Origin of the sequence: Amycolatopsis sp. NPDC004079 (genome assembly GCF_040610415.1) — a bacterium.
Classification (GTDB): domain Bacteria; phylum Actinomycetota; class Actinomycetes; order Mycobacteriales; family Pseudonocardiaceae; genus Amycolatopsis; species Amycolatopsis halotolerans.
This window is the reverse complement of sequence record NZ_JBEXMH010000021.1, coordinates 124,206-134,349: the sequence shown is the minus strand read 5'-3', so window position 1 is coordinate 134,349 and position 10,144 is coordinate 124,206. Positions and strand designations below refer to the sequence as shown.

General features: G+C 69.2%; 12 protein-coding genes. 9 read left to right on the top strand and 3 right to left on the bottom strand.

The genetic code is table 11. The annotated features are described in order from the left end of the window. Positions 1–290: 290 nt before the first annotated feature. On the top strand, positions 291–620 hold the full coding sequence (gene groES, locus ABZX37_RS22790; protein ID WP_020662728.1) for a co-chaperone GroES: 330 nt from the start codon (positions 291–293) through the stop codon (positions 618–620). A 98-nt stretch (positions 621–718) separates the two neighbouring features. Beyond that, positions 719–2,335 carry a chaperonin GroEL gene (groL, locus tag ABZX37_RS22785; protein WP_354742500.1) on the top strand — a complete coding sequence of 539 codons (1,617 nt, stop codon included), beginning with the start codon at positions 719–721 and terminating at the stop codon, positions 2,333–2,335. Between the two features lie 206 nt (positions 2,336–2,541). On the opposite strand, the gene ABZX37_RS22780 is transcribed toward groL, so the two are convergent. After that, complete coding sequence (locus tag ABZX37_RS22780; RefSeq protein WP_354742498.1) at positions 2,542–3,282, bottom strand: SDR family NAD(P)-dependent oxidoreductase; 741 nt, start codon at positions 3,280–3,282, stop codon at positions 2,542–2,544. Positions 3,283–3,376: 94 nt separating this feature from the next. On the opposite strand from ABZX37_RS22780, the gene ABZX37_RS22775 reads away from it, so the two are divergent. Beyond that, positions 3,377–4,018 carry a TetR/AcrR family transcriptional regulator gene (locus tag ABZX37_RS22775; protein ID WP_354742496.1) on the top strand — a complete coding sequence of 214 codons (642 nt, stop codon included), beginning with the start codon at positions 3,377–3,379 and terminating at the stop codon, positions 4,016–4,018. Positions 4,019–4,024: 6 nt separating this feature from the next. Here the strand turns inward: ABZX37_RS22775 and ABZX37_RS22770 are convergent, their stop codons facing one another. Then, positions 4,025–4,327, bottom strand: a complete 303-nt coding sequence (locus tag ABZX37_RS22770) for a WhiB family transcriptional regulator (protein WP_037816439.1) — start codon at positions 4,325–4,327, stop codon at positions 4,025–4,027. 247 nt (positions 4,328–4,574) lie between these two features. Between ABZX37_RS22770 and ABZX37_RS22765 the strand changes: the two genes are divergently transcribed. The 6 genes from ABZX37_RS22765 (at position 4,575) to ABZX37_RS22740 (ending at position 9,397) form a co-directional block, all read left to right on the top strand. Then, entirely contained in the window at positions 4,575–5,480 is a 906-nt protein-coding gene (locus ABZX37_RS22765; protein ID WP_354742517.1) for a MerR family transcriptional regulator, read from the top strand. A gap of 9 nt (positions 5,481–5,489) precedes the next feature. Next, a complete protein-coding gene (locus ABZX37_RS22760) occupies positions 5,490–6,452 on the top strand; it encodes a hypothetical protein (RefSeq protein ID WP_354742493.1) in 963 nt (320 codons plus the stop codon). A 131-nt stretch (positions 6,453–6,583) separates the two neighbouring features. Then, positions 6,584–7,180, top strand: coding sequence for a response regulator transcription factor (locus ABZX37_RS22755; RefSeq protein ID WP_020662719.1), 597 nt, complete (start codon positions 6,584–6,586; stop codon positions 7,178–7,180). 323 nt (positions 7,181–7,503) lie between these two features. Continuing rightward, positions 7,504–8,076: a sigma-70 family RNA polymerase sigma factor gene (locus ABZX37_RS22750; protein WP_009072423.1), complete on the top strand. Its 573-nt coding sequence runs from the start codon at positions 7,504–7,506 to the stop codon at positions 8,074–8,076. Next, positions 8,077–9,018 (top strand): anti-sigma-D factor RsdA, encoded by a 942-nt coding sequence (locus ABZX37_RS22745; protein ID WP_354742490.1) that lies wholly within the window; start codon positions 8,077–8,079, stop codon positions 9,016–9,018. A gap of 64 nt (positions 9,019–9,082) precedes the next feature. After that, positions 9,083–9,397, top strand: a complete 315-nt coding sequence (locus tag ABZX37_RS22740; protein ID WP_354742488.1) for a hypothetical protein — start codon at positions 9,083–9,085, stop codon at positions 9,395–9,397. A gap of 276 nt (positions 9,398–9,673) precedes the next feature. Here ABZX37_RS22740 and ABZX37_RS22735 read toward each other — a convergent pair whose 3' ends face one another. Then, positions 9,674–10,069, bottom strand: a complete 396-nt coding sequence (locus tag ABZX37_RS22735; protein WP_009072430.1) for a DUF5319 domain-containing protein — start codon at positions 10,067–10,069, stop codon at positions 9,674–9,676. Positions 10,070–10,144: the final 75 nt, after the last annotated feature.

Sequence of the window (10,144 nt, the reverse complement as noted above, 5' to 3'; positions counted from 1 at the left end):
TATTTAAAACCATAAGCCGGTTTACGATTTGGTTTTTCTTGTTACTTGTGTTCAGTCGTGTGCTGTTCTGTTCGGCGGGGGGCGGGCGCGGCTGATCGCCGCGCCCGGCCGGGGGTGCGGAATCCGCGTGGAACAAAGCCGCCGGTCAGCGGCTTCCGTCCCGAGTTCCGGCTCGTGAGCGGACCCTCCTTGCGAAGCTGGCACTCACGTGGCTAGAGTGCTAAATGAACGGCCCGGACACGCCCCGGCACCCGCGACGGCGGGGGTGGTATGAGCCGTAACCAGTCATCATGCCGACGCTTTCGACGACCGTGGAGGTCAACCCGGTGAGCGTGAACATCAAGCCGCTCGAGGACAAGATCGTTGTCCAGACGAGCGAGGCCGAGGAGACGACCGCTTCCGGCCTCGTCATCCCCGACACCGCCAAGGAGAAGCCCCAGGAGGGCAAGGTTCTGGCCGTTGGCCCGGGCCGCATCGACGACAAGGGCAACCGCGTTCCGCTGGACGTGGCTGTCGGCGACGTCGTCATCTACTCCAAGTACGGCGGCACCGAGGTCAAGTACAACGGCGAGGACTACCTGATCCTCTCCGCCCGCGACGTGCTGGCCGTCATCAACTGACGCGTCACTCGCAGCGCAAGGACGCCCCGGGCCCCGCTCATGCCGGGGTGCGGGGCGTTTTGCGTCGCACGACAACCGAAAGGTAAGCGGAAAGCGTTATGCCCAAGCAGATCAGTTTCGACGAGGACGCTCGTCGCGCGCTCGAGCGCGGGGTGAACAAGCTCGCCGACGCGGTCAAGGTCACCCTCGGCCCGCGCGGTCGCCACGTCGTCCTCGACAAGAAGTTCGGCGGCCCGACGATCACCCTCGACGGCGTCACCGTCGCTCGTGAGATCGAGCTCGACGACCCGTTCGAGAACCTCGGCGCGCAGCTCGCGAAGAGCGTCGCCACCAAGACCAACGACGTCGCGGGCGACGGCACCACCACCGCCACCGTGCTGGCCCAGTCGCTGGTCAAGCACGGCCTGCGCAACGTCGCCGCCGGCGCCAACCCGACCTCGGTCGGCAAGGGCATCGAGGCGGCCGCGGAAAAGGTCATCGAGGTCCTCAAGGCCAAGGCCACCCCGGTCAAGGGCCGCGACAACATCGCCCAGGTCGGCACCGTCACCTCGCGTGACGCGGCGATCGGCGCGCTGCTCGGCGAGGCCGTCGAGCGCGTGGGCGAGGACGGCGTGATCACCATCGAGGAGTCGTCCACGCTGGCGACCGAGCTCGTGATCACCGAGGGCGTCCAGTTCGACAAGGGCTTCCTGTCGGCGCACTTCGCGACCAACCCGGAGGACCAGAAGGCGACCCTCGAGGACGCCTACATCCTGCTGAGCCGCGAGAAGATCTCGTCGCTGGCCGACCTGCTCCCGGTGCTGGAGAAGGTCGTCGAGGCGAAGAAGCCGCTGCTCATCATCGCCGAGGACGTCGACGGCGAGGCGCTGTCCACCCTCGTGGTGAACTCGCTGCGCAAGACGATCACCGCGGTCGCGGTCAAGGCCCCGTTCTTCGGCGACCGCCGCAAGGCGTTCCTCGACGACCTCGCGGTCGTCACCGGCGGCGAGGTCATCTCCGCGGAGATCGGCCGCAAGCTGTCCGAGGTCGACCTCGGCTCGCTGGGCAAGGCCCGCCGGGTCGTCGTCACCAAGGACGACACGACGATCGTCGACGGCGCGGGGACGAAGGACGACATCGCCGGGCGGACCGCGCAGATCCGCAAGGAGATCGAGACCACCGACTCCGACTGGGACCGCGAAAAGCTGCAGGAGCGGCTCGCGAAGCTCGGCGGCGGCGTGGCCGTGATCAAGGTCGGCGCGGCCACCGAGACCGAGCTGAACGAGCGCAAGCACCGCATCGAGGACGCCGTGGCTTCGACCAAGGCGGCCGTCGAAGAGGGCATCCTGCCCGGCGGCGGCTCGGCGCTGGTGCACGCGGTCAAGGAGCTCGACGGCGACCTCGGCCTGACCGGTGACGAGGCGACCGGCGTGCGCATCGTTCGCGACGCGCTCACCGCCCCGCTGCACTGGATCGCGACGAACGCGGGCCACGAGGGCGCGGTCATCGTGAACAAGGTCAAGGAACAGACCTGGGGCCAGGGCTTCAACGCGGCCACCGGCGAACTGACCGACCTGATCGCGGGCGGCATCGTCGACCCGGTCAAGGTGACCCGCTCGGCCGTCGCGAACGCGGCGTCCATCGCCCGGCTGGTGCTCACCACGGAAAGCTCCGTGGTCGAGAAGCCGGTCGAGGAGGAGCCGGACGCCGGTCACGGCCACGGCCACTCGCACTGATGTAGTTCCGGCTGCGTCTTTTGGCGGGGCGGTGCTTCCCTTTGGGGGAGTGCCGCCCCGCTTTTTTGTTGCGGTGCTTTGGAAAAGGGAAGCCGCTGCGTCGGGTCGGGCTTCGGGACCTGGCGGTGGCGCTTGGGCTGGATTCGCGGTGGATGCCTTGGGGTGGAAGCCGCGGTCCGGAAACTGCGGCTTCCCCAGCAAGACGATCAGGCAGTGAACCCGCCATCCACTGTGATCGAGGTCCCCGTCAGATACCGCCCGTCCGGCCCCGCCAGATACGACACCGCGGCCGCGATGTCCGCCGGATTTCCGTAGTGTCCCAACGCGATATGCGCCAACTGGTCACCGGAATGCGGCCCGTCCGCCGGGTTCATCTCGGTGTCCGTCGAGCCCGGGTGGACCACCATCGCCGTGATTCCGCGGGGTCCCAGGTCTCGCGCCAGGCCCTTGGTCATCCCGACCACGGCCGACTTGCTCGCCGCGTACAGGCTCATGCCGACGAACGGCATGCGCTCGGCCAGATCGCTGCCGATCGTCACGATCCGGCCGCCCCGCGGCATGTGCCGCACTGCTGCCCCGGCCGCCACCAGCGGGGCCTTCACGTGGACCGCCAGCGTGTGGTCGATCGCCTCCGCCGTCAGTTCGTCGATCGGTGCCACCTGGAACACCCCGGCGTTGTTCACCAGCACGTCCAGCCCGCCCAGTTCGGCCGCGGTCCGGTCGACCGCGCTGGTCACGGCGGTCGCGTCCGTGGCGTCTGCCTGCAGGGCAAGACCGCGCCGACCGAGTTTTTCGATGGACGCGACCACGTCCGCCGCCCGGTCCGCGGCGCGTTCGTAGGTGATCGCGACGTCCGCGCCGTCCTCGGCCAGCCGGAGTGCGATCGCCGCGCCGATCCCGCGGCTTCCGCCGGTGACCAGTGCGACCTTGCCGTCCAGGGTTCCCATGCCCCCACCTCTTTCTGTAGCGATGACTAAATAAATAGCCGCGTACGATGGGCCGGGTCAAGATTTTTGTATCGCTCGCTAAAGAAGGTGGTCCATGTCACCCCGCGGCCGCCCGCGCGCGTTCGACCGCGAGGACGCGCTCACGCAGGCCATGTTGGTGTTCTGGGAGCGCGGCTACGACGGCGCGTCACTCGCGGAGCTGACTGAGGCGATGGGGATCAAGCCGCCGAGCCTGTACGCGGCCTTCGGGGACAAGGAGTCACTGTTCCGCGAAGCAGTGAAGCACTACCAAGCTGCGCACGGACGGCACACGATGCGCGCGTTGACCGAAGAGCCGACAGCGCGCGCGGCCGTCGAAGCGATGCTTCGCAACAACGCTTGCGCGTACGTGGAACCCGGCCACCCCACGGGGTGCATGGTCGTTCTCGCGGCCACTAACTGCACGCCGGCCAACGCTTCCGTGTGGGAGTTCCTCGCTGCTTCGCGCGACAATGTGCGACGCGAGCTCTGCGCGCGCCTTCGCCGCGGGGTGGAAGAAGGCGACCTCGCGGCCACTGTGGACACTGAAGCGCTCGGCGCGCTTTACGCGACTGTCTTCTATGGACTGACCATGCAGGCGCGCGACGGCGTCGGCCTCGACTCGCTGATGACCGTCATCGACCTCGCGCTCTCGATGTGGCCCGAAAACGGCGGAGGGGCGGCGTCCACTGTGGACACCGCCCCTTCCGCGCCGTGATAAAAGTCAGATGTGCGCCATGGTCAACGCGCGTTTGTCCTGTTTGATGATGTGGTCTCGTTCCGATTCGGACAGTCCGCCCCAGATGCCGTAGGGCTCGTGCACGGCGAGCGCGTGCTTGCGGCACATCTCCAGCACCGGGCACGACAGGCAGATCGCCTTGGCCCTGGCCTCGCGCCGCGCCCTCGCCGGTCCCCGCTCTCCGTCCGGGTGGAAGAAGGATCCGCTGTCCATCCCCCGGCACGACCCCTCCAGCTGCCAGTCCCACATGTCTGCGTTGGGGCCGGGGAGCCTGCGCGTGTCTGCCATCCTGACCGCCTCCGTCATCCGGTCGATGCCATTAGCTGCTCTGCTGTGGTGCCGATACTCCATTCGGTGCAACGGCGGTAACGTTAGAAGCGCGCCAATAGTTGTTCAATAGATCGGCGGCGATTCAGCCGTTAGGCATCCCCCAGATGTGTGAGCTGGGCTTTTGGCTCGGGTTGCCGTTACTGCGAGCTGGCTGGATATTGACCGGGTGGGATCCGGATCAGGCGATGGAGAACCCACCCTGCCGGTGGCCTCGGTCGCCCGCCGGCTCGGTGTCGCGCCGTCCACCCTGCGTACTTGGGACCGGCGCTACGGCCTGGGGCCCAGTCGCCACACCGACGGCAGACATCGCCGCTACGGCAGCTCTGACATCGGCCGTCTCGAACTCATGCAGCGCGCGCTCCTTCGCGGCGCTTCAACGGCGGAGGCCGCGCAGTACGCGTTAGAGCAGATGCCGCGTGCGGACTTCGTTCCAGCGCCTGCGGAGCCTGCTGAAGCAACGGAGGCGAAGGCTGCGGCTGACGACTTCGAAGTCCCTTCGCGACTCGCGCGCCGACTGAGTACTGCGGCATTGGCGATGGACGTCGGCGCGGTACAGCGAATGCTTGTCGACGCCATCTGCGAGCTAGGCGTGCTTCAGGCGTGGTCCGGCGTGATTGACCCCGTTCTCACCGCGCTCGGCGCGCGGTGGCGAGGCGTGCACGCGGGCGCGGAGGTGGAGTACCTGCTTGCCGAGTGCGTGTACGCGGCTTTAGTGCGCGCGACGCCGGTCCTCGACGAGCCTCGCAACCAACGGCCAGTCCTTCTCGCGTGTGTGCCCGATGAACGGGACAACATGCCGGTGTACGCGCTCGCGGCCGCTCTCGCGGGACGGCGGATCGGCGCGCAGCTCTTCGGCATTGCGCTGCCTCAAGAAGTGCTGGCAGTGGCGGTACGGCGAAGCGCGCCCGCCGCGGTGGTGCTGTGGGCGAATCGAGCGAACGCCGATCCACGGCTCTTCGCGCGCGTGTCTCGCGGACGGCAGCGGACGCGCCTGTTCGCGTGCGGCCCCGGCTGGGATCCGGCGCTGCTGCCGTCGAAAGTCGAGCTGCTCGGTGATCTTTCCGCGGCGGCCGACCGCGTGGAGCACGTTCTTGTCGGTGCTCCACGCTAGAAAGGTGGGGTGGACGAAGAAGCGCTGACGGCCCTCGCGTTCGGCTCGGACGCCGGGTCAGCGGCCTCGATACCTCGCGACGGCACGCCAAGGCAACGCCTCCTGGCGGCGATCGTGCTGGGCGCCCGCGGCCGATACGCGACGGCCGCGGCCTTGCTCGACCCGCTTTGCCGCGGCCGAGACCCGCTGACGGCCTCTCTGGCGGCGAGCGCGCTCGCGTCGCATCGGCGACAGCTTGGCGGACACGTGGCGGCGCGGAAGCTGGACGGGGAGGCGCTACTGGCGGTCGGGCTGGGCGGAGCGGGGGAGCGCAGGGCTGGCGGCTTGGCAGCGACTGATTCCCCAACAACGTCCCTGCTGCCCGCCACTGCGAGCTCCAGCACGCCCGCTTCATCCGCCGGCCGAGACAGCCCCGGCAGCGCCTCCGCCGAAGACCCCAACGGCCTAGACCTCCAAGGTGCGCGAGCCGACGCCCTCCTGGGCCTAGCCGCCGACAACCTCGCCCTAGGACGCATCTCCGCCGCCCGCCGCCTCTCGATCCGGGCCGCCCAAACCGACCGTCGCTGGCGGGCGACCGTCCGGGGCGGCTGGGTGGGGGCCGAGATCGAACTCGCCGACGGTCAGCCCGAAGCAGCCGTCGCCCCGGCTCGCCTCGCCTATGAGACCGCTGTCGCCTGTCACGCTCAGCGACACGTCGTGAAGTCCGGCATCGTCCTCGGCGTCACCCTGCTCGCCGCCCGCCAAAGCGGCGCGCGGGAACTCGTTCTCACAGCCGCCGAAGACGCCGAGAAATATGAACTCGATTCACTTAATTGGGTGGCCGCGCGCGTCGCCGCTGATCTGGAACCCGACCGGGCCGAGGAGTATCGATTCAGGAGTCGCCAGGTGTTGCACGCAGTGTTACGGCACGCGGATCCTTGCATGATGCGCATCGCACGTGAATCGCCGTGGGTGCCCGTCGGACCCGGGTAGGCCTGCGGGAACGGGCGTTCCGGCATCCGGGCTAAGAAACTTCAAAAAAAGCCACCGGATCGTGTCAAGGTTCGGACTAAAGCGTCCGATAGGGGAAGTGGAATGTCACCCGGCTGCAGGAAGGAAACCCCGTGACGACGGTCTTGATCTGCGACGACCGACGCAGTGTCCGCGAAGGGCTCACCCGTGTGATGTCCGCGGTGCCTGGGGTCAGTCGCATCGACTGCGTAGCGCACGGTGACGAGCTGCTGGCCCGGTACACCCGTCAGCCGGTCGACGTCGTGCTGGTCGGGACGCAACGCGCGGTCCCGACAGGCGTCGAGGCAACCCGCCGGCTCGTCTCCGCGAACCCCCAGGCGAACGTCATCGTCTTCGGAGCCCCGGACGACGCGGGCAGCATCGCGGCCGCCATCGCCGGCGGAGCGCGCGGCTACCTGCGCTGGGACGCTTCGCGGCCCGAACTGGTCGCCGCGCTGGCGCACACCCTGGCCAGCACCTCGGTGCCCGCGCCGCGGCAGCCGTCCGACCCGGGCGTGCAGCTCACCGAGCGCGAGCTGCAGGTCCTGCGCGGCATGAGCCAGGGCAAGAGCAACGGCCAGATCGGCCGTGAGCTGTACCTCTCCGAGGACACGGTCAAGACGCACGCGCGGCGGTTGTTCCGCAAGCTCGGCGTCCGCGACCGGGCGCAGGCCGTCGCGCACGGCTTCCGCCGCGGTCTCGTGTCCTGACCGGGGCAGAGCAAGCCAGTACGGGACTTCCGATCCGATTCCCGCGGTGACGAACGGGCCAGGGCAGCCAAGCCCTGGCCCGTACCTGTTGTCCTGGCCCCTGCTCCGCGTCGTTGCCCGCGTCCCCACCGCGTGACGGCACTGCCCCAGCCCGTCTGCCTGCGACAATCGCCGCCCGGCCGCGCCCGGCGCGCCGGTCACCACCTCTGGCGGTTGTCTGGTAGGACTCCGACGGTACGGTAGCTGTGACCGGCGCAGGACGGGGACGACCACGCGCCGGATTCTTTGCACGCCTACACGTAACGCTGGGACTGTTGTCTGCGATGGCCACTGTGGGGGATGGACTGGACGAGCCGGTCGCCGCCGCTGTCGAGGGAGACCCTCAGGCAGTGGAGCGGTTGCTGGCTGCCATTCGTCCCCTTGTGGTGCGGTATTGCCGCGCCAGGGTTGGCAGGCAGGAGCGTTCGTTCGCTTCGGCAGACGACGTTGCGCAGGAGGTGTGTCTCGCGGTGCTCACGGCATTGCCTTCGTACCGTGACCAGGGCCGCCCCTTTCTGGCGTTCGTCTACGGCATCGCCCAGCACAAGGTCGCCGACGCGCACCGCGCCGCGGCTCGCAACCGGGCGGAGCCGGTCGCCGAGATCCCCGACGAGATCGAGGGCGGCGTCGGCCCGGAGCAACGTGCCCTGCAGGGTGAGCTGAACGAGCGGATGGCGCAGTTGCTGCAGGTGCTGCCGGACAAACAGCGGGAAATCGTCGTTCTGCGGGTCGTGGTCGGACTGTCGGCGGAAGAGACGGCGGAAGCCGTCGGTTCCACCCCGGGCGCCGTCCGCGTCGCCCAGCACCGGGCACTCGCCCGGCTGCGCAAGGTGCTTGCCGCCGAGGAGGTGATCTGAGTGACCGATCGCGAAGACCGGGACAGAGACCTGTCACCTTCCGCGCAGGCCAGCGGTCTGACCGGGTACGAAGCGGAAGCCGACGGCGACCTCACGGCCATCCAGGCCGACGACGCGCTGCTCGACGCGCTCGGCGGGACCGATCCGGCTGTCGCCGACGGGCTCGGGGACCAGGAACTGAACGCGCTGCTGCTCGCGTGGCGCCGCGACATCGACAGCGAACCGCTCGCCGAGCTGGTCGACGTCGACACCGCGGTCACCACGGTGAAGACCGCCACGCTGGCGCGCAAATACCAAAGCCGCGGCCGTCGCCGCCGCTACCTCGTGCCGGTGGCCGCCGCGTGCGCCGCCGCCGCGATCGCCTTCACCGGCACCGGTCTCGCCGCGCGGGACGCCCAGCCCGGCGACACGCTGTGGGGCCTCACGAAGGTGCTCTACGCCGACCACGCCCGCTCCGTCGAGGCCGCCGCCGCGGCGAAGCTCGACCTGGAGAAGGCGAACCTGGCGCTGGCCGACAACCGGCTCGCGGACGCCCGGCGCGCGCTCGCCGACGCGCAGGCCGCGCTCACCCAGGTCACCGACGCGGACAACCGCAACCAGCTCATGCAGCAGCACCGCGAACTGGCCGCACAGCTCGGCCAGCCGACGGCCCCGCCCGCGGACCAGAAGCCGTCGCCGCCGCCCGCCGTTCCGCCGGTGCACGACCCGGTCAGCAGCGCGGCGCAGCCGCCCGGCCAGTCGACGTCGCTGCCGGGCACCGGAGGCGGGCACACCAATCCGCCGCCGGTCACGTCGGTGACGCCGCTTCCGCCGGTGACGTCGACGCCGAGTTCGCCGCCGCCGTCGGCGAGCGCAACCCCGAACGATCCGGGCACGGGCAGCAGCCCGCGCAACGAGTCGTCGCAAGGGGTGCAGGCGCCTAACGGCACCAGCGGCTCGTAGGTTTCACGAAGGTCCCGGCACGGACAGTGCCGGGACCTTTTTCGTTTCAACGGGGGGAGGCGCGGTGCTGGTTTTCGGGGAGCCCTACGAGACTTCTGGCGGGACAGTGCTGATCACCGTCACCCGGCAAGGCCGTCGAGGCGGACCGGGGCGTGCGGTCGGGCTGTACACGATCAACGCTGACGGCGTCACCTGGACGCCCGCGGTCGACCAAGGCCGGATCGCGCTGATCGGGGCGTGCACCGGTTTTGTGGCGGCGGCGTTCGCGACGCTGGCCGTGGTGCACCGTCCGCCGTGGCCGAATCTGACCGAGCGGGCGATGATCGCGCTGGCGGATGCTGAGGTCGCCAAAGCCCAGATCGGGAAGTCCCGCCGCTGAACTGTCCGGCGAGCGCCCTGCCGAGCCGAGGAGGCCGGGCACCACTCCGCTCGCGAATAAAAACCCCAATGTGGCGTTGGGTGCATCTGACGCACCCAATGTGGCGTTCGGTGCGTTGAGCGCACCCAACGCCACATTGGGGCGCTTTCCTGGTTGTCCACAAGTCGACACAACTGTGGGCAAATCCTGTGGACAACCTGTCCGCGCACACGAAGAAGGCCCTGGTGGCCAAGCTCACCAGGACCTTCTTTTCAAGGCTGTTCAGGACCGGAGAAGTCAGTACGCGCTTTCGTTCGCGGTGACCCCGTCCGCGAACCCGCGGCAGTAGTCCCAGCTCACGTAGTCGGTCGGGTTCGGGTCGAAGGCCGGCTCGTGCGGGCGCATCCGGCCGTCGGACAGCAGCTGCTCCAGGCTCGCGCGCAGCAGCGTCCAGTCGTGATAGTGGGGTTCGTCGCACTCGCCGCAGTCGACCACGATGCCGCGGACCCCGCGAGGCTCCAGCAGAGCCTGGTACACGGCGAGGTCGGACAGGTCGGCCAGCAGCTCGGTGCGCTCGTCCGCGCTGATCGGCTCTTCCAGGTGGTCGTCGGGGTCGGGGATGGCCCGGGCCGGATCGTCCGGGTCGTCCGCGAACGGATCGGGGGGCAACACATCGTGCGGCACGGCCTGCACGCTACCCGCCGGGCCACCCACCCGGGCCAGGGCCCCGGCCCGGATATCATGAGGGGAAGGCCCGACCACCCTCGG